Raw genomic sequence first — 18605 nt, forward strand, 5'->3', positions numbered from 1 at the left:
GGGGAAGGTACGATGAACGAGACGTTCTATCACGAATTCGAAGTCTTTAGCAAACGGACGCCGAACGCGGCGTTCACCCATCAATTCAGTTTACTTGCTCCAAATAAAGAGATGGCGTTACTGATGGCACAAGAAAACTTCATGCGCCGAGAACCAGTCGTCGATATCTGGGTCGTCAAACGTGAAGATATCCGTGGTTTGTCACCCGATGAGAAGCAGATGCTAAAGCGGCTCGACAATAAAGATTACCGGACGACCAAAGGATACGGCTACTTGAAGAAAAAATGGCGTCATTACGAGCAACAGATGCTCGACGAAAAAGAAATCATGTCGTGGCAAGGAGGCGATTCCAAATGACGGAACAAGAACGGACGGCACTCGCCTCCTTACTGTATCAACTCGCAGATGATGATTTCCTCTACGCGTATCGTGGTTCGGAATGGCTCGGGCTTGCACCGCATATCGAAGAAGACGTCGCTTCATCCTCGATCGCGCAAGATTCGATGGGGCACGCGGCAATGTATTACCAACTTCTTGAGGAACTTGGTGAAGGCAATGCTGATGCGTTAGCCCATGTCCGCTTGGCACACGAACGGAAGAACTCGATTCTTGTCGAACGTGTCAATGGACCCGGCTACTATATGGAAAAACCCGAATACGACTGGGCATTTGCCGTCGTTCGGAACTACTGCTACACGGTCGCGAAAAAGATCCGCATTGATGCCTTGAAATCGAGCAGTTACGAGCCACTCGCTGCGGCTGCCGTCAAGATCAACATGGAGTTGTACTATCATTTGCTGCACTGGCAAACGTGGTTCACCCAGCTTTATCAATCGACAGAGACGGCGCGCCAGAAGATGGACGCAGCGCTCGAAAAAGTCCTCTACGACTTCGGCGACATGTTCGATTATGGTGAACACGGTCAACTGATCGAAGAGATGCGATTGATCGAAGGGCAAGGGATTTTACTGGATCGTTGGTATCAGACGATCACGCCGTTACTCGTCGAATTGAACGTGACCCTTCCAGAAATGCAGATGACACGTAATGGACGGGACGGCGATCACACGGAAGACTTGAATGACGCACTCGCGACACTCGGAGAAGTCTACTTGATTGATCAGACGGCGACGTGGTGAAAGGAGAGGGAAGCATGACGACAACACTTCAGCATGCGATCCGTGAAGCCCTGAACGGGGTGAAGGATCCAGAAATCGATAGCGTCAGCATTTTAGATCTTGGCATGGTCGAGAAGATGGACGCGGAAGCGACGGCGCATGGCTACACGGTGCACGTCACGCTTCTCCCGACGTTTCTCGGCTGTCCGGCGCTTGAAATCATTAAAAAAAATACCGAAGCTGCCTTGCAGGTGATTCCGAACGTCGAACAGGTCGACGTCCAGTTCCGGTTTGATCCACCGTGGACATCGGACCGTATCACAGAACAAGGGATGCAAGGATTGAAGGCATTCGGCATCGCACCCCCTCGATTCGAACAAGGAAATTGGGAAATCGACTGTCCGTATTGTGGATCGACGTACGTGACGATGGAAAACTTATTCGGACCGACCGCTTGTCGAAGTATTCTCTACTGTAAATCGTGTAAAAATCCATTCGAGGCGATGAAACCCGTCTCTACTCTCATGTGAAGGAAGGTAATCACTATGGCAAAATTAATCGCACTTTACAAACACCCAGAAAACAAGGAAGCATTCGATCAGCATTACTTCGAGGTCCATGGTCCGTTAACAGCAAAAATTCCAGGACTAAAAGAAATGAACGTCACGAAAATCGTCGGTTCACCAATGGGTGGAGACGGAAAGTACTACTTGATGTGCGAGATGGTCTATGAAAGTCAGGAAGCGATGCAAGCTGGCATGCGTTCTCTTGAAGGAAAAGCGTCAGGGAAAGACTTGATGAGCTTTGCGGGGGATCTCGTCACATTGATGATTGGTGAAGATGTCCATGCCGACACAACAGTACGTTAAGACAGAAACGGTTGGTCGGATCGGTCGAATTCGGCTCGACCGGACGGCACGATACAATGCGCTGAACCGGACGATGGTCCGCGAAATCGTTGAGGCGATGGAGACTTTTGACCGCGACGATCGGGTGACGGTCATTGTTTTGACAGGAAACGGAAAGTCGTTTTCAGCAGGTGCCGATATCGAGGAGATGCTCGAAGCGACACCGATTTCGATGGAACTTCTTGATCCATTCGCGGACTGGGACCGGATCAGCCGAATCAAAAAACCAATCATTGCAGGTGTCCACGGTTTTGTTCTCGGAGGCGGGTTCGAACTGGCGCTCGCTTGTGATTTAATCTACGCCGATCCCGCGACTCAGTTTGGCTTTCCAGAAGTCGGACTCGGCGTCATGCCGGGAGCAGGCGGGACGCAACGTTTGACGAAATGCATCGGTCGAACGCGGGCGCTCGAGTGGCTCTTCACGGGTGACCGAATGCAGGCAGAGGAAGCAGAACGACTTGGCATCATCAATCGAGTGACGACGGACGTCGAAGCGACGGTGCTTGCGATGGCGGAGCGATTATCAAACCAGCCGAGCATGGCGTTACGACTGATTAAGGACGCAGCAAACAAAGCCGTCGATTTATCGTTACAAGATGGCATGGAGCACGAACGCCGAAACTTCTATCTGCTGTTCGCAACAGCCGATCAAACAGAAGGCATGCAAGCCTTTCTCGAAAAACGTCCACCGATTTTCAATCAACAGGAACAGGAGTGAATACAATGTCGACAGTACATGAAAAAACACTTGAAATGAAACGGTCCGTCTATCATTTGCTCATCAACGGCGAACAAGTCGAAGGTGCAACAGGCGAGACATTTAAAACATATAATCCGGCAACAGGTGAAGTGATCGCGGAAGTTGCAAAAGCATCGAAGGAAGACGCTGATCGTGCCGTTCAAGCCGCACGGGATGCGTTTGATCACGGGAAGTGGAAGATGTGGCCAGTCGGACGCCGCGCGCAAATCTTAAATAAGATTGCCAGCATCATGCGTTCCCGCTTCAACGAAATCGTCGAACTCGAGATTCTCGATACAGGGAAATCATTAGCAGCGGCGCAAGGACAAGTCACGCAAGCAATTGAAGACTTTGAGTTCTACGCAGGTGCGATCGTCGGTCATCGTGGTGTCGTCAATAACGTGCCGGGACAATTCCATAACTACACAGAAAAAGAAGCGGTCGGTGTTTGTGCGCAAATCATTCCGTGGAACTATCCATTGATGATGGCAGCTTGGAAAGTTGCACCAGCGATCGCAGTCGGTTGTTCGGTCGTCGTCAAACCAGCGACATTAACACCATTAACAGCCATCATTCTCGGTGAGATTTGTCTAGAAGCTGGCGTTCCGGCAGGTGTCGTCAACGTCATCCCAGGTTCAGGCCGCGAGATCGGCAACCATCTCGTCGAGCATCCAAACGTCGATAAAGTCGCTTTCACAGGCTCGACACCAGTCGGAAAAGACATCATGGGACGTGCGTCAGAAACACTAAAACGAGTCACACTCGAACTCGGTGGAAAATCACCGAACATCGTCTTTGAAGATGCAGATGTGACAGCAGCTGTTGATGGTTCGTTGTTCGGGATCTTCTATAACAGCGGTCAATCGTGTGAAGCACGCTCACGTCTTTACGTTCACGAGGATATTTACGACGCGTTCATGGAACAATTCGTCGCAAAAACAAAACAACTCGTTCTCGGCAATCCATTTGATAAAGGAACACATGTCGGAGCGATCATCGATCAACAACAAGTCGATGTCATCGATGGATACGTCCAGTCAGCGAAAGCAGACGGAGCAACAATCGTCACAGGAGGTCACGCTTCAGCACCAGAAGGATACGAAAAAGGCTTCTGGTACGCACCGACGATCATCACGGACGTCACGCATGAGATGAAAGCGGTCAATGAAGAGATCTTTGGACCAGTCGTCGTCGTCATGCCGTTCAAGGATGAAAAAGAAGCGATTCGTTTAGCGAACGATACATCGTTTGGACTCGGATCAGCGCTTTGGACGAAAGACGGTGCAAAAGCGACGCGCGTTGCCAACCAAATCAAAGCCGGTATCGTCATGGTTAACTGTCCGTTTTCTGCTTTCCCAGGTACACCGTTTGGTGGGTATAAGCAATCAGGATTCGGTCGTGAACTCTGTATCGAAACACTTGATCTGTACACAGAAACGAAGAGTATCTTGTCGTATTACGGCAGTCGTCCACTCAATCCGTTCGGACTATAAGCAAGAGGGAAGGCTGGAGTTCCGTCGGGAAGTCCAGCCTTTTTTAACAGCACAGGGGATAAGGGGGAAATCAGATGGTAGAACAAATCGTCGTCGTCGGATCCGGCGTCATGGGACGTGGCATTGCGTACGTTGCCGCACACCGCGGATTTCAGGTGACACTCGTTGATATTAAAGAAGCGTATGTCGAAAGTGCCTATCAAGAACTCGAACGGATCGCAGAGAAAGGTATCACGCGAGGCAAAATGTCCGCGAGTGAAGTCGAGGGACTGTTCGATCGGTTAAGTTTGTCGACGGATTTAGCAACGGCTGCACAACAAGCGGATCTCGTCATTGAGGCGGTACCGGAACAACTGACGATCAAACAGCAAGTCTTTGAAACATTAGAAGCCAATGCACGACCGGACTGTTATTTTGCGACGAATACGTCGACGATGAGTCCGACGGAGATCGCCTCCTTTACGAACAGGGCGGACCGGGTCATGGCGATGCATTTCTTCAATCCGGTCCATCTGATGCCACTGATCGAGCTCGTTCGTGGTCTTGAGACGTCGGATGAGACGGTTGCTGCCTTAGAGCAAGTGGCGCGTCATATGCAAAAGGAAACGGTCGTCATCCGTGAGTTTCCTGGGTTTGTGACTTCACGTATCAGTGCGCTCGTCGGAAACGAAGCGTTTTATATGTTGCAAGAAGGGCTTGGGACACCGGAAGAGATCGATAAAGCGATCAAACTCGGATTAAATTATCCGATGGGACCCTTCGAACTCGGGGACTTGGTCGGGCTCGATACTCGACTCCACAACTTAAAGTATCTCCATGAGAAGCTCGGCGAAAAATACCGTCCGGCACCACTGCTCGAACAGTATGTCAAAGCCGGTCGACTCGGTCGTAAAACAGGTCGTGGGGTCTACGACTACACGAATCGTGAGGTGACGTCATGAAACGTGTCGCCATCATCGATGCCGTTCGGACACCGATCGGTCGCTATAACGGCGCGTTGCGTCAAGTTCGCCCGGATGATTTAGGGGCACGTGTCATCGAAGCGTTACTTAAGCGTAATCCGCAAGTCGATCCGAAGACGATCGAGGAAGTTATTTTCGGCAATGCGAATCAGGCGGGGGAAGATAACCGGAACGTCGCTCGGATGTCCGGACTACTGGCTGGTCTACCGGTCGAAGTCGCCGGTACGACGATCAATCGCTTATGTGGATCAGGACTCGATGCTGTCATTGCAGCCGCTCGCGGAATTGCGTTAGGTGAAGGGGATATTTATATCGCTGGAGGAACGGAAAGCATGACGCGTGCGCCGTTCGTCCTCGCGAAGCCGGATCAAGCCAACCCGCGTGGCAATCAGACGATGTATGATACGACGATTGGCTGGCGGTTCGTCAATGATCGCTTAGCAGATAAATACGGAACGGATTCGATGCCGGAGACAGCTGAGAACGTCGCCCGTCAGTACGGCATCTCACGTGAAGCGCAGGATGACTTTGCGTTTGAAAGTCAACAACGTGCAAAACGAGCCATCGAGGAACAGCGCTTCACAGAAGAGCTAGTTGCGGTCATGCAGATGGACCGAAAAGGTAACGTCAGCGTCTTCGACCAAGATGAACACCCACGTCCCGAGACGACGCGCGAGAAACTCGCGACGCTTCGTCCTTTATTCCCGAACGGTACCGTGACAGCGGGAAATGCATCTGGCGTCAACGATGGTGCTTCGGCGCTGTTATTGATGAGTGAAGAAAAAGCAAACGAACTCGGCTTGACACCGCTTGGATATTACCGAGCGAGTGCGACAGCAGGCGTTGAACCCGCCATCATGGGCATCGGACCGATCGACGCGACGGAAAAAGTTCTCCGGCGGGCAGGATTGAAAGTCGAACAGCTCGATCAGATTGAGTTGAACGAAGCGTTTGCGGCTCAAAGTCTTGCTTGTATCGAAGCACTCGGTCTACCGAGCGAAAAAGTCAACGTCAACGGCGGAGCGATTGCTTTCGGTCATCCGCTCGGCGCAAGTGGAGCGCGGATTTTGACGACGTTATTGCATGAGATGCGCCGGACGAACCGGACGTATGGTCTCGCCACGATGTGTGTCGGAGTTGGTCAAGGGATCGCACTCGTCGTCGATCGGGAGGGACTCGTATGATTCATTTGGAACGAGAAGGCTATATCGCGATCGTTCGGATTGATCGCCCAGAACGCCTGAACTGTCTCGATTATCCGACGCTTGTCGCCTTACAGGAACAAGTCGATGCGTTGTCGGTCGACCCGGAAGCGCGGGTCGTCCTGTTCACCGGAACCGGTAAAGCATTTAGTGCCGGCGCTGATTTAAAGGAACGCGTACATTTGAATGAGGAAGAAGTCCGACGTAATGTCCTTGCGATTCGTAACGTCTTCACCTCGATCGCACAATTACCACAACCGACAATCGCTGCCGTCAATGGTCACGCGCTCGGTGGTGGCTTTGAATGGATCCTCGCCTGTGATTTCCGTTTTCTCGTCGAGGATGCACTCGTCGGTTTGACGGAGACTAGTTTCGGAATCATTCCCGGGGCTGGCGGAACACAACGCTTGCCGCGACTGATTGGGGAGACACGAGCAAAGGAACTGATTTTCACGGCGAAAAAAATCGATGCGATGACAGCAGAACGTTACGGACTCGCGACAGCCGTCGTCGCCCGGGAAGCGTTGATGACGACCTGTCTTGAGTTTGCTAATCAAATGTTACAGAACGGTCCCATCGCCTTGCGACAAGCGAAGCGAGCGATTGATCAAGGGCGGGATGTCTCACTCGAAGAAGGACTGCAGCTCGAAACGGAAGCCTATGAAGTCGTCATTCCGACTGCCGATCGTCAGGAAGCGCTACAAGCCTTCGCTGAAAAACGACCACCACGCTTTGAAGGAAGATGAGGATGGTCGACGTTTGAAATAACCCGTATACTAACGATACACACTATGAACGACTGAAGAGAGAGTGAATACCATGAGTGCGAACACCCAATCAATGATCTTTACGATTTACGGGGATTATATCCGTCATTACGGCAATCAAATCTGGGTCGGGAGTTTAATTCGACTCGTCAAAGAGTTTGGACATAACGAACAAGCGGTCCGGGTCGCGGTATCCCGGATGGTCAAACAAGGCTGGCTCGTCTCCGAGAAGCAGGGGAGTAAAAGCTTCTATTCGTTGACGCCACGTGGGGTGGAGCGGATGGAAGAAGCAGCGCGCCGGATCTATAAATCAACACCGCACGACTGGGACGGAAAATGGCGAACGTTGATGTACACGATTCCTGAGGATAAGCGGCAGATTCGCGACGAACTCCGTAAAGAACTGACGTGGAGTGGGTTTGGCAACTTATCAAACGGGGTTTGGATTTCACCGAATCCGCTTGAAAAAGAGGCGGAACGATTGATTGAAGCATACGAAATCGAAGAGTATGTCGATTTCTTCGTCGGTGAATACTACGGTCCAAAACAAGATCAATCTCTTGTTGAGCGCGCTTTTCCACTGGAGGAATTGCAGGAACGTTACGAGACGTTTATCACGGATTATAGCCGGCAATACATCGTCCATCAGAGTCAGCTCCAACTAGGAGAAATGACGGATGAGCAGTGTTTCGTCGAACGGACGATGCTCGTACATGAGTACCGAAAATTCCTCTTCACGGATCCGGGACTCCCGCAAGAACTATTACCGGATGCTTGGAGTGGACACCATGCGGCACTGTTGTTTGAGCAATATTACCGTTTGCTTGCGCAACCTGCGAGCCGGTTCTTCGAATCAATCTTTGAAGAGACACACGATGTGTCACAACGTAGTGCCTCTTATGATGCAACAGAACATCCACTGTTTGCGGAACGATGATATACAAAAGAGCGGGACGGATCACGCGATCCGCCCCGCATTCGTGTCATTCAGATGTGTTCTGTTCAGCTGATCCTGCGAGGATGTTTCGGAAGGCATATCCTTTATCGACGTAGGAATCAATCGACTCCTGAATCATCGCGAGATCTGCTTCTGTCAGTTCACGCACGACTTTACCGGGTGAGCCGATGATCAGCGAACGGGGTGGGAAGACTTTTCCCGATGGAATCAATGTGTTCGCCCCGATGATGCATTCTTCACCAATGTCTGCGTGATCAAGAACGGTCGCCCCCATTCCGACGATGGAACGACGTCCAATTTTACAACCGTGTAAGATGGCATTATGTCCGACCGTCACTTCATCTTCGATGACGACGGGCGCCCCTTCATACAGATGGACCGTTGCATTGTCTTGGATACTGCAGCGTTTCCCGATTGTAATCGGTCCTTCGTCACCGCGTAAGACAGCGTTGAACCAGACGGTGGACTCGGAACCGATCGTGACGTCCCCAATCAAATAAGCGCCAGGAGCGATGAATACATCGGATGCTACGTTCGGATGAATCGATTGATACGGAATCTTCATAACAGAACGACCTCATTTCTAAGATAAGATGAACTACTATTCATTCCCTGTCAGTATATCATGCGGTGGGAGTCGAGAACGGAGGAAAGATATGTTTCCGATTTGTGAGCTATTCAAGATTCGTTATCCCTTGATTCAAGGAGGGATGGGGAACATTAGTCATGCAGCACTCACGGCAGCGGTATCAAATGCCGGAGGTCTTGGTACGATCGGGTGCGGTACATTATCGGTAGATGAAGTGAAGTCTCGGATTCAGGAGACACGAATCCTGACGGAGCAACCGTTTGCCTTGAACATCGCGATTCGTGTGTCTCCCTATACGGAAGCACTGATCGATCTCGCGATTGCAGAAAAGATTTCGGTCGTCTCCTTGTCGGCAGGAAATCCGGCACCATACATAGAGCGACTACAAGTTGCTGGCATCAAAACGATTGCCGTCGTCGCCTCAGTCAAACAGGCATTGAAGGCAGAACAGGCAGGCGCTGATGTACTCGTAGCGGAAGGGGTTGAAGCGGCAGGCATCAACTCCCCGCTCGAGTTGACGACACTCACTTTGATTCCGCAGCTCGTTGACCGGGTCAAGATTCCGGTTCTTGCAGCGGGTGGGATTGGCGATGGGCGTGGACTAGCAGCTGTCCTGTTGCTTGGTGCTGCCGGCGTCCAGCTCGGAACACGGTTGATCGCGACGGAAGATGCCAAGGTCCATCCAGCTTATAAATCGCGCTTAACGGATGCGACAGATACCGATACACGCATCATCGGACGCTCCGTTGGATTTGTCCGACGTGTCCTTGACGGTCCGTATGTCGAACAGCTCACAGCCGAGACTCCTTCTGCATTTCTCGATCAGACGAACGAGTCGTTTCATATAAAAGGAGCTCTTGAAGGCGATGAAGAGAAAGGATATGTCAACGCTGGACTGGTTGCTGGTTTGATTCGTGATGTGCCGACTGTTGCCGAGTTGTTTACGCGCATGATGGCGGAAGCAGAGGAACAGCTGAAGCGGACGACTGCTCGTTTTGCGACATGAACATACAGTGATGATCCGTAAACCCGCTTGTGGAAAGCGGGTTTTTTCATGTTTTTTTGAAAATGGGACATTTGTCCTTTTCAAGTGAGGTGCGAATAAGGTCTACTCTAGTGTAGAGATTAAAGGAGGAGATGACGTGCAAGGAGTCGTGTTTGCTTTGATGAGCGGTCTGTTCATCGCCCTGCAAGGCATATTCAATGCGCGCCTTGCGACAGGCGTCGGACCGTGGTTATCCGTATTGATCGTCCACTTTGTTGGTCTGATGGGTTGTTTAGCCATTTATAGCTTCGTACGAGATCGGAAAATCGGCGGATTCCGTCAGTTACCTTGGATTTATGCGAGCGGTGGACTGATTGGCGTGCTAGTCGTCGTAACGGAATTAACAGCGATCCAAACGCTCGGGATGACATGGGCAATGTGTTTATTACTCGTCGCGCAGATTTTATGTGCTTTTGTGATTGATTTAAAAGGATGGTTCGGTGTCTTAAAAAAACAAGGAAATCGTGGTCAGTGGGTTGGTGTGGGTCTCATGCTTGCAGGAGTTGCGATTTTCTCACTTGCCTAAAGGGAGGGAACGAACATGGAAACCGTCATCCAACAGTATGGACTGGATACGATTTTAACCGAAGATACGCGCGCTTGGTTGCGTCAAGAGACCTTCCAAAAAGGGGAACTCCTCTGTACGACAGGGGCGACGATTGACCGGATGTACTTCATCGTCGCAGGCAAGGTCAAGATTTCTGCTGCTTCGTCAGAAGGAAAACAACGGATTTTACGATTCAAGACACCATTGACGGTGATCGGTGACGCCGAGTTCATCAATGAACGGGAAGTATTGAATACGGTTGAGGCGGTGACCGATGTCGAGGTGTTGAGCGTACCGTACGCGATTTTACGCGAGCACAATACGACGAACGTCTTTCTGCAATTCCTATTACGCACGATCACAGCGAAGTGGTATGCCGACTCAAAATCAGCGTCGCACCACGTACTCTATACCGTCGAAGAGCGATTTGCAGGCTACTTATTATCGATTGCGTCCGAAGCTAGTGATAGTTTGTTTTATCAGGAGATGCGGACGTCGAATCTACATGACGTCGCCGACTGGCTTGGGACGAGTTATCGTCACTTAAACCGGATCATCACGAAGTTGTGTGAGGAAGAACTTCTCGTTCGACGACGTGGCAAGATCATCATCGTCGATTTGGAACGGATTCGCGAGAAAGCGAACGGCAATAGCTATGAGTAAGGAGGAACGAACATGGTAATGGGCATCGTGTGTGCCGTATTGGCAGGGATGTTAATCAGTTTACAAACGGTATTGAATGCTCGGATGAGTGATGCATTCGGCGCATGGGCGACGACGACGCTGGTTTTCTTCGTCGGCTTCATCGGAGCAAGTATCACGTATGTCCTGTTTCGTGGTGGAACAATCGGACAGATTCAAAACGTGTCACCACTCTACTGGTTCGGTGGACTCGTCGGTGTCGGTGTCGTCTTTTGTGTCATGCGTGGGATTCAACTGCTTGGCCCGTCCGTCGCGATTTCTGTCGTGTTGATTTCGCAGTTGAGCTTTGCCCTCGCCGTTGATACGTTCGGTTGGTTCGGTTTACCGCAAATCGACTTATCGTTTGGTCAACTCGTCGGTCTCGCCGTCATGGTGTGTGGGATCTTCGTTTTGAAACGGTATCAAGTCGTGGCGCCGGAACAACAGGCAAAAGATCAAGTAGAACGTGTTTCATAATAATTGAATACAGAACGGAGACAGTGGAGTTCCAATCCACTGTCTTTTTTTGACTAATCTTCTATTTGGACAATGCGTTTTCTGAAATAGAGTGAGAGGACAAGGATAAGAAGACCACAGTACAACATAATCGTCGTGATCGAAACATGAAACGACAGTAGAAATGAGAGGAGCGCATAAGATAATGGAACAAGACCGTTGGACGATGCATTGACGACACTCATGACACGTCCCATTGTCTGTTCTGCACATTGAGATTGAATGAACGTAATGAAGCGAATGTTGATGATCGAAGAAAGGACACCGAGTGATAGAAGAAGGATGAGGAACAACGACATCTGCTGGACTTGACTAAGTAGGAAGAGAAGCAGACCTAAGGCGCCGATCAATCGAACCGACGAGGTAAGCCCAGTTGCTTTCGTCTGCGCAAAACCACTCCAGAGCGCCCCTCCGAGCATTCCCAGTTGATAAGCGCCTTGCATGTAACTTAAATCAATCGCGTCTCCTTGAAGCACATCATGGACGAGTAGTGGAATTCCGAGTAGGAGTGGTCCAAAGAAAAAGAAATTGACGCAGATGACGAGAAAAAGTGTCTGCTTGAGTTGCTGAAAGTGAAAGACGTAATGCAGCCCTTCCTTTAGTTCAGATAAAGCTGAATGGTGAAGTGTTCGCTTAGTCTTAGACTCACGAATACCATACGTGAAGAGGAGCGTCAGACAGAGTGTCCCGAAGATCACGAGAAAGACGTATGAGTAAGAAGAATAGCTGAGGATGACTCCACCAAGAATCGGACCTGAAAAGAGTGCGATTTGATTCGATGTCTGAATCATGGAGTTAGCTTTAGTGAGTTGTTCGTTTGGAACGAGTGTAGGCAGTAAGGAAGCATTTGCGGGTGAATAGAATGCATCCACACTGCCAAATAAAAAGGCAAATACTAAGATTGTTAGCAAGGTAAGCTGATTGAGATGCAGTAACACGAGAAGACAGAGAATGAAACTGATTCGTAGACCACTTGAGATGCGCATGATCGTCGAACGTTTATAGCGATCAGATAAGACGCCACCAAATAACATGAGAAAAATACGCGGTAACAAGGTGGCCATGAGAACAAATCCAAGATAGGACGCTTGGTTTAACGTATGGATGACATACCATTGTTCGACAAACAGATAGGTTGATAGCGAAAGGGCAGAGCACATGCCGGATCCCCATAAAAATAAAAAGGATCGATTTTTAAATAAGGATCGTTCTGTATTCATTTCAATAGGTAGCATCATACACCTCCAGATTAGATATCGTCGCGATCAAACAATCGTTCATCAATCGAAAAAGCAGTCGTCATGATGTAAAAGTGTTTTCGATCTTTTTCGTCAGGTGGAGATTGTGTGAACTCGTCTAATAAAGCACGATATTTTGTAGCAAACCGCTGAAAGTCGGCTTCAGACATCGTCAATTCTTTTTGAAGCGATAAGCTCATCCAGTCCTCGACGTTCGAAGACACGGGAGAAAAAGCAGTCGTTGGAGCGGTGAGGACACGTGTCTTTGCCCGGTCTAGTACCTCAAGATACGATTGGCGGGTCGCCTCTTTCGTCTCGACGAAGTTCAGAAGATGATCGGCAGGAATGTATCCTCGGGCGATAGCTTGGTAATATTTTAAAAGGTTGCCGCCTTGTTCTTCCGTTCGAACGAGGCGAATCAAAGCATGCTTTTCAAGTTCCCGCACGTGATAGAGCACCTTTGCGCGCGATAACGTCAGCAAATGAGCTAACTGATGTACCGTATGCGGTTTTTCAACGAGAAACATAAGGATTTTTGTTCGTAACGGATCACTGATCACCTTCAACTGTTCATAGTTCTCTAATATGTGAATCGCTTTTTGTTCCATCCAATCATCTCCTTTTTAACCGGTTAACTTTTATTAACCATAAATCAAAAAGGTTATTTTGTAAACAATTACAAAATAATGTAAGGGTAACGGTGAATGAGGGCTGTTTGTTTCCATACAAAAAACTGACTCCATTGACATACTCGCTCATTCTCATTCACCTCCTGCAAAAGCAGGTGTGAGAATAAGCGAAATGTTTGAAGTCAGTTCAGCTGTTAGATGTGGTTCAAGGCTAGATTAGACCGTTGTCGTGTCTTTCCATTCCTGTTCGATGAACGCATCACGACCAGAAGCAGCACGATCTTTTTTGTAGTGTTCTGGATTTTTCTTATGGAAGTCTTGATGATACTCTTCCGCTGGATAAAATTCAGAAGCGGCATCGATTCGTGTCACGATCGGTTGTTTAAAACGATTGCTTGCAGCAAGGGCGTCCCGGGAAGTAATCGCTGCTTCATGCTGCGCATCCGTATGATAGAAGATTGCTGGCGCGTACTGCGTGCCGCGATCTTGGAATTGACCTTCTGCATCCGTCGGATCCGTTTGTGGCCAGTAGAGTTCCAGCAGACGCTCGTATGGGAATAGGCTCGGATCAAACGTGATTTGGACGACTTCGAGATGTCCTGTCGTTCCAGTCTTAACTTGCTCGTATGTCGGGTTATCGACGTGTCCGCCCATGTAACCTGATACGATTCCCTCGATTCCTGGTAATTCTTCAAATGGTGTCACCATGCACCAAAAACATCCACCTGCAAATGTTGCTTTTTCCATCTGTCTCTTCCTCTCCGTGGGAAATCCCCATTGTATATCTGACAGCGAGAAAACGAAAACGACTCCTTCGCTTGGTTGCAAAAGGAGTCGCCGCTTTTTATCAACCAAAGCTTTCGCTTTGCTGGTCGTAGCACCTTGCTATGCGCAGGTTGCTGGGACGTCATCGATCCAGATCTCTCGGTCCACTCTTGATAAGGGTATATGAAGTTGATGTCATTCGTTATCATTGTTGTGATGATACCACTCCAAAAGAAATAAAGTCAATCCCTAGGATTCAAGGCGCGTAAAACGGTCGCTCCGAGTGTTTTCGCGCCAATCAACAATGCCTGTTCATTGATCTCGTACTGCGGATGGTGTTGTGGATAGTTAACGCGACCGTCCGTATATCCAGAGCCAGTGAAGAAATAACTACCCGGTACGTGCGTTAAGTAATGTGCGAAGTCGTCTGCCGCCATCATCGGAGTCAGTGCTCGGACAGATGCTTCCGGTAAGAAAGCAGCAGCTTCTTGGACGATTTTTGTCTCATCCGGGTGATTCCAAAGCGCAGGGTAACCAGTCGTGAAATCAATCGAATAGGTAGCACCGATGCCGGCACACGTCGTTTTGGCGACAAGATCGACTTCTTGCCTGAGCTGATGTCGCAGTGTCTCGTTGAACGTCCGGATCTCTCCGACGATGCGTGCCTCACCTGTGACGATGTTTGGAGCCGTTCCTGCATGGAAAGAACCAATTGCGAGAACGGCAGGCTCAAACGGATCGACCCGTCGACTGACGAGGTGTTGTAGGTTACAGACGAGTTGTGCCCCGGCGACGAGCGCATCTTTTGTTTTATGTGGTGCCTGGGCGTGCCCACCTTGACCATGGACGATGATTTCGAATTCGTCGATTGCGCATAGCGTATGTCCTTCTCGAAACCCAATCGTGCCAACGGGTAAATCATTTTCGAGATGTGTCGCAAAAATCGCATCGACACTTTCGAGGACACCGGCTTCAATCATTTGAATCGCTCCACCAGGAAAGACCTCTTCACCATGCTGATGAATAATTCGAATCGTTCCTTGCAATTGATCGCGTAATGGATAGAGTGTAGCCGCAAGTGCCATCACCATCGCCGTATGCCCATCATGCCCGCAAGCATGCATGATACCGGGATGGATTGACCGGAAGGCAAGCGTCGTCTCTTCCTGAAGTGGTAAGGCATCAAAATCTGCGCGGACCGCAATCGTTCGACCAGGTTGTTTGCCTTCGATCGTCGCGACGACACCACGACCTCCGACGGCTGTTTGATAAGGGATGTCCCGTTCTGCGTAAAAGGCGGCAATCCGTTCTGGTGTGCGGACTTCTTGGAAAGAGAGTTCCGGATGGCGGTGGAAATCACGGCGTAACGCGATCATCGTTGGTTCGAATTGTTCAAGTGCTTCAAAAAGTTGAGTTTGCATCTTTAAGCTCCTTTAACGTGTGTCTTTTCGTGAAAATGGGTACAGATACAGGTAATCACGAAAGGGGATAATGAAACATGGGAGAAATCGTCGTCAACGCTGTACTTACAATCAAAGCAGGACTCGCGGATCAAGTCTTCCCGATTCTACAAACGGTTTATCATGCCTCACAAAAAGAAGACGGATGCTTGCGTTATTCCTTGCATCAATCGATCGAAGATGAGCATCAATTCATGTTATATGAAGTGTATCGTGACGAAGAGGCGCTCGAAGCGCATATCGCATCCGACCACTATAAAGCATACCGCGAACAGATTGAATTATACTTGATGGATCGACAAGTAACGAAATACGTCGAGATGACATTCTGACGTTTTGCGATAAGAAGAGACGAACCCGTCGAAATCGACGGATTCGTCTTTTTTGGCTTACATTGATTTAAAGCCGAGGAAGTGCTCCTGCCAACGCGGTTCATAAATCGAATTGATTTGAAGTTGTGAACCGCCCGCGTGGATGAAATGTTCGCTATCGAGCATGATTCCGATATGCGAAGGACCATCCGTATAGGTGTTCTGGAAGAAGACGATATCCGAGCGTTTACCGCTTGAGATGCTCGTCCGGCGGTTCGTAAAGAAGGCCCCATACCAGTAGCCACGGACGTTCGTTCGACCACCGTATTTTCCAGCCTTGTTCGTCGTGTAGTGAATCAGTCCGGAACAGTCAAAACCACCGTTCACGGCATCTTGCGAACCCCATGTGTAGGGTGTGCCGATATGTTGGACTGCTGCCTGGATCAGCTTTTCACCACGTGTATTGTTCTTTTTGACGACCCGTTTATCGGACGTGATCGTCACAGCGGATACTGGAAGATAAACAGGTGTCCAGCCGGATTGGATGACATAGAAGTTTCCGACCCGGTGCCGTGGATAAACGCGTTTGCCTTGTTCAACGAGTCCGCTGCCTTTTGGGCTCGTCGGACTCGCGAAGAAGGATGTCGTCTGTTTGACGGTATAGATTTTCGCCCGGTCGATTGCCTTTTGCGTCAGACTCATATCCGGTTTACTCGTGCTGATATAAGGGTTGAGGACATAACCGGTTTGACCACTGACTAAGCGGACTTGCCAAAAATCATCATCAATCGATTTCAGACCAATCAGCTTCGTCCCTTTCTTTAAATAAGCAGCGGGACGACTGTAAGCGACGTCAGCAGAAAAGAGTGGTGTTTGGTCTAGGTGGACATAAAATGTCGTGCCTTTTTTTGCTTTTGCTGTCGGTTTGTTTAGTCCAATGCGACTCGAATCAACGAAACCAAAGACATTTTTATATTTGACGCGTGTATAATAACCACTTTTTCCGTAGATCGTAATCGAAGTGCCTTTTTTCAACGTTCCGATTTTTTTGCTCGACAGTTTTGCTTGTGAGCGAATGACGACATCGTCTTCTGTCACGTAACGTTGACCAGTGACGTCATACAGATCCGGTTTTTTCGTGGCGAGATCACTCGTTTTAACGTAACCGTAGACGGAGCCTTTTTTTAGTCGCGTATAACTACCACTCGTTCCGTAAATCGTTAATTTATCAGCTCGTTTAACAGAATAGGCTGTTTTACTACTTGTCGAAGCCGACGTGTAAACGGACAAGTTGCGTTTCGCGTATCGTGTCCCGGTTGATGCATAAACTTTTCCAGTACCGAGATCAGCTGTCTTGACGTAAGCATGAACCCCGCGGAAGATGATTCGGCTATAGGTACCGCTTGTACCATAGACCGTCAGCAGTGTATTCGTTTGATGATGCTTCAAGACAGGACTTGACGATTTGGCATCCGAATAAATTGGTGTAGCGCGCTGGACGTACAAACGTGAGGTCTTCGGATAGTATTTCAACGTGCCGAGATGTGCCGTCAATACATAGGCATACTCGTCGTTTCGTTTAATCCGTGTAAATGAACCATCTGTTCCATATGTCTGAAGAGAGGTATTCACAGGAAGTGATTGTACGACTTTTCCTTTCGTAGTCGCAGTAGTATAGACCGTCGTCTGCTGTTGGACGTAACGTAGCCCTGTTTCCGGATGGTTCACGACCTGCGCATCAGCTAAATCAGCCGTCAATACGAAGGCGTAGCCTGTTTTAGTTGCGACACGCGTAAACGTACCCGTCGTACCGAACGTTTCGAATGCTTGGTTTTGAACGACGGCTGACTTTGTGCTCGTCGTCTTCGGCTCAACGAAAAGAGAAGTCGCTCGTTTGGCATAACGCAGTCCTGTTTTCGGATAGTTTTCGACTGGCGCATCTACTAACTCAGTCGTCAGAACGAACGCATAACCTGTATTAGTTGCCACGCGTGTAAAGACGCCCATCGTGCCAAACGTTTCGAACGCTTGGTTCTGAACAACGGCTGTCTTCGCGCTCGTTGTCTTCGGTTCAACAAAAAGGGAAGACGCTCGTTTGGCGTAGCGCGTTCCAACTAAGTTCGGAAGTTGCTCGAGTTGTGTTGTGGATACGTAAACGTATTGCTCTTTCCATTTTAGACGCGTGAACGTATCAAAGGTGCCATATGTATCGATTCGCTGATAGGCGGGAAGTGTCGCAACGGCAGTAGAATCAAAAGGTGAAGCAACTAATGAAAGTGCACTTTTTGACATCAACGTTGCTTGTTTTTGAAAGACAGGCGCTGTTTGCGTTAACGCGTTCGTTGCAACATAGGCAGTTCCTCCTTGCCAACTGATACGAGTGAAGTCACCGTCTGTACCGAGCGTCTTTAGTGTCGTTCCGGCTGGTAGTTGTTGGATGACCGTTGCGAGATCGGTATTTTGTAGCAATGCGACATCTTCTTTCAAATACGCAGTTCCCGTCGTCTCGGTGACCGTTTGCGTTTCTGCTGTCGCTTGAGCAGGTGGCGATTCGGCGAGAGCAGGTGCGGGTAAAACCGAGCTCAACATCAACGTTGCGGCAAGTCCAGCAACATGAGCAGTCCATTTTTTCATCAAGAGGTTCACTCCAATTCTTAAAATTTGTCATTATGAATAG

Annotated in this window: 21 protein-coding genes and 1 riboswitch; of the genes, 15 read left to right on the forward strand and 6 right to left on the reverse strand. The window is 49.3% G+C overall.

Annotated features, from left to right (window positions below; all coding sequences use genetic code 11):
* The first annotated feature begins 12 nt into the window (after positions 1–12).
* The 10 genes from paaB to paaX all read left to right on the forward strand — a co-directional run bounded on the left by paaB (position 13) and on the right by paaX (position 8126).
* Complete coding sequence (gene paaB, locus K6T22_RS02255) at positions 13–357, forward strand: 1,2-phenylacetyl-CoA epoxidase subunit PaaB (protein ID WP_087681931.1); 345 nt, start codon at positions 13–15, stop codon at positions 355–357.
* The gene (gene paaC, locus K6T22_RS02260) at positions 354–1139 is read left to right on the forward strand and encodes a 1,2-phenylacetyl-CoA epoxidase subunit PaaC (RefSeq protein ID WP_056063799.1); all 786 of its coding nucleotides are present in this window, start codon (positions 354–356) and stop codon (positions 1137–1139) included. Before paaB ends, paaC begins: the two co-directional genes overlap by 4 nt.
* Positions 1140–1153: 14 nt before the next feature.
* Positions 1154–1648 carry a 1,2-phenylacetyl-CoA epoxidase subunit PaaD gene (gene paaD / locus K6T22_RS02265; protein ID WP_238238693.1) on the forward strand — a complete coding sequence of 165 codons (495 nt, stop codon included), beginning with the start codon at positions 1154–1156 and terminating at the stop codon, positions 1646–1648.
* A gap of 15 nt (positions 1649–1663) precedes the next feature.
* A complete protein-coding gene (locus K6T22_RS02270; RefSeq protein ID WP_053452552.1) occupies positions 1664–1987 on the forward strand; it encodes an EthD family reductase in 324 nt (107 codons plus the stop codon).
* A complete protein-coding gene (locus tag K6T22_RS02275) occupies positions 1965–2744 on the forward strand; it encodes an enoyl-CoA hydratase/isomerase family protein (protein ID WP_238238694.1) in 780 nt (259 codons plus the stop codon). The genes K6T22_RS02270 and K6T22_RS02275 overlap by 23 nt, the downstream gene beginning before the upstream one ends.
* Before the next feature lie 5 nt (positions 2745–2749).
* Entirely contained in the window at positions 2750–4258 is a 1509-nt protein-coding gene (locus K6T22_RS02280) for an aldehyde dehydrogenase family protein (protein WP_238238695.1), read from the forward strand.
* Between the two features lie 74 nt (positions 4259–4332).
* The gene (locus tag K6T22_RS02285; protein WP_238238696.1) at positions 4333–5199 is read left to right on the forward strand and encodes a 3-hydroxyacyl-CoA dehydrogenase; all 867 of its coding nucleotides are present in this window, start codon (positions 4333–4335) and stop codon (positions 5197–5199) included.
* Complete coding sequence (locus tag K6T22_RS02290) at positions 5196–6404, forward strand: acetyl-CoA C-acyltransferase (RefSeq protein WP_238238697.1); 1209 nt, start codon at positions 5196–5198, stop codon at positions 6402–6404. Before K6T22_RS02285 ends, K6T22_RS02290 begins: the two co-directional genes overlap by 4 nt.
* Complete coding sequence (locus K6T22_RS02295) at positions 6401–7168, forward strand: enoyl-CoA hydratase-related protein (RefSeq protein WP_023467001.1); 768 nt, start codon at positions 6401–6403, stop codon at positions 7166–7168. The genes K6T22_RS02290 and K6T22_RS02295 overlap by 4 nt, the downstream gene beginning before the upstream one ends.
* A 73-nt stretch (positions 7169–7241) precedes the next feature.
* Positions 7242–8126 (forward strand): phenylacetic acid degradation operon negative regulatory protein PaaX, encoded by an 885-nt coding sequence (paaX, locus tag K6T22_RS02300; RefSeq protein WP_238238698.1) that lies wholly within the window; start codon positions 7242–7244, stop codon positions 8124–8126.
* Between the two features lie 46 nt (positions 8127–8172).
* Here paaX and K6T22_RS02305 read toward each other — a convergent pair whose 3' ends face one another.
* Positions 8173–8712: a gamma carbonic anhydrase family protein gene (locus tag K6T22_RS02305; RefSeq protein ID WP_238238699.1), complete on the reverse strand. Its 540-nt coding sequence runs from the start codon at positions 8710–8712 to the stop codon at positions 8173–8175.
* Positions 8713–8803: 91 nt separating this feature from the next.
* Here K6T22_RS02305 and K6T22_RS02310 point away from each other — a divergent pair, with 91 nt between their 5' ends.
* The 4 genes from K6T22_RS02310 to K6T22_RS02325 all read left to right on the forward strand — a co-directional run bounded on the left by K6T22_RS02310 (position 8804) and on the right by K6T22_RS02325 (position 11486).
* Positions 8804–9742, forward strand: coding sequence for an NAD(P)H-dependent flavin oxidoreductase (locus K6T22_RS02310; RefSeq protein ID WP_238238701.1), 939 nt, complete (start codon positions 8804–8806; stop codon positions 9740–9742).
* Positions 9743–9878: 136 nt separating this feature from the next.
* The gene (locus tag K6T22_RS02315; protein WP_238238703.1) at positions 9879–10307 is read left to right on the forward strand and encodes a DMT family transporter; all 429 of its coding nucleotides are present in this window, start codon (positions 9879–9881) and stop codon (positions 10305–10307) included.
* A gap of 15 nt (positions 10308–10322) precedes the next feature.
* Positions 10323–10991: a Crp/Fnr family transcriptional regulator gene (locus K6T22_RS02320; RefSeq protein WP_238238705.1), complete on the forward strand. Its 669-nt coding sequence runs from the start codon at positions 10323–10325 to the stop codon at positions 10989–10991.
* 12 nt (positions 10992–11003) lie between these two features.
* The gene (locus tag K6T22_RS02325; protein WP_238238707.1) at positions 11004–11486 is read left to right on the forward strand and encodes a DMT family transporter; all 483 of its coding nucleotides are present in this window, start codon (positions 11004–11006) and stop codon (positions 11484–11486) included.
* 53 nt (positions 11487–11539) lie between these two features.
* On the opposite strand, the gene K6T22_RS02330 is transcribed toward K6T22_RS02325, so the two are convergent.
* The 4 genes from K6T22_RS02330 to K6T22_RS02345 form a co-directional block, all read right to left on the reverse strand.
* Positions 11540–12763, reverse strand: a complete 1224-nt coding sequence (locus tag K6T22_RS02330) for an MFS transporter (RefSeq protein WP_337927096.1) — start codon at positions 12761–12763, stop codon at positions 11540–11542.
* 11 nt (positions 12764–12774) lie between these two features.
* Complete coding sequence (locus tag K6T22_RS02335) at positions 12775–13371, reverse strand: winged helix-turn-helix domain-containing protein (RefSeq protein WP_238238709.1); 597 nt, start codon at positions 13369–13371, stop codon at positions 12775–12777.
* Between the two features lie 237 nt (positions 13372–13608).
* The gene (msrA, locus tag K6T22_RS02340) at positions 13609–14139 is read right to left on the reverse strand and encodes a peptide-methionine (S)-S-oxide reductase MsrA (protein WP_056063762.1); all 531 of its coding nucleotides are present in this window, start codon (positions 14137–14139) and stop codon (positions 13609–13611) included.
* A 94-nt stretch (positions 14140–14233) separates the two neighbouring features.
* A riboswitch (SAM riboswitch) is annotated at positions 14234–14337 on the reverse strand.
* A gap of 62 nt (positions 14338–14399) precedes the next feature.
* Positions 14400–15578, reverse strand: a complete 1179-nt coding sequence (locus K6T22_RS02345; protein WP_238238710.1) for a M20 metallopeptidase family protein — start codon at positions 15576–15578, stop codon at positions 14400–14402.
* 77 nt (positions 15579–15655) lie between these two features.
* On the opposite strand from K6T22_RS02345, the gene K6T22_RS02350 reads away from it, so the two are divergent.
* Positions 15656–15949: a putative quinol monooxygenase gene (locus K6T22_RS02350; RefSeq protein WP_238238711.1), complete on the forward strand. Its 294-nt coding sequence runs from the start codon at positions 15656–15658 to the stop codon at positions 15947–15949.
* 57 nt (positions 15950–16006) lie between these two features.
* Here K6T22_RS02350 and K6T22_RS02355 read toward each other — a convergent pair whose 3' ends face one another.
* On the reverse strand, positions 16007–18562 hold the full coding sequence (locus K6T22_RS02355; protein ID WP_238238712.1) for an SH3 domain-containing protein: 2556 nt from the start codon (positions 18560–18562) through the stop codon (positions 16007–16009).
* Positions 18563–18605 lie beyond the last annotated feature (43 nt).

Source organism: Exiguobacterium acetylicum (genome assembly GCF_022170825.1).
GTDB classification, from domain to species: Bacteria; Bacillota; Bacilli; order Exiguobacteriales; family Exiguobacteriaceae; genus Exiguobacterium_A; species Exiguobacterium_A acetylicum_B.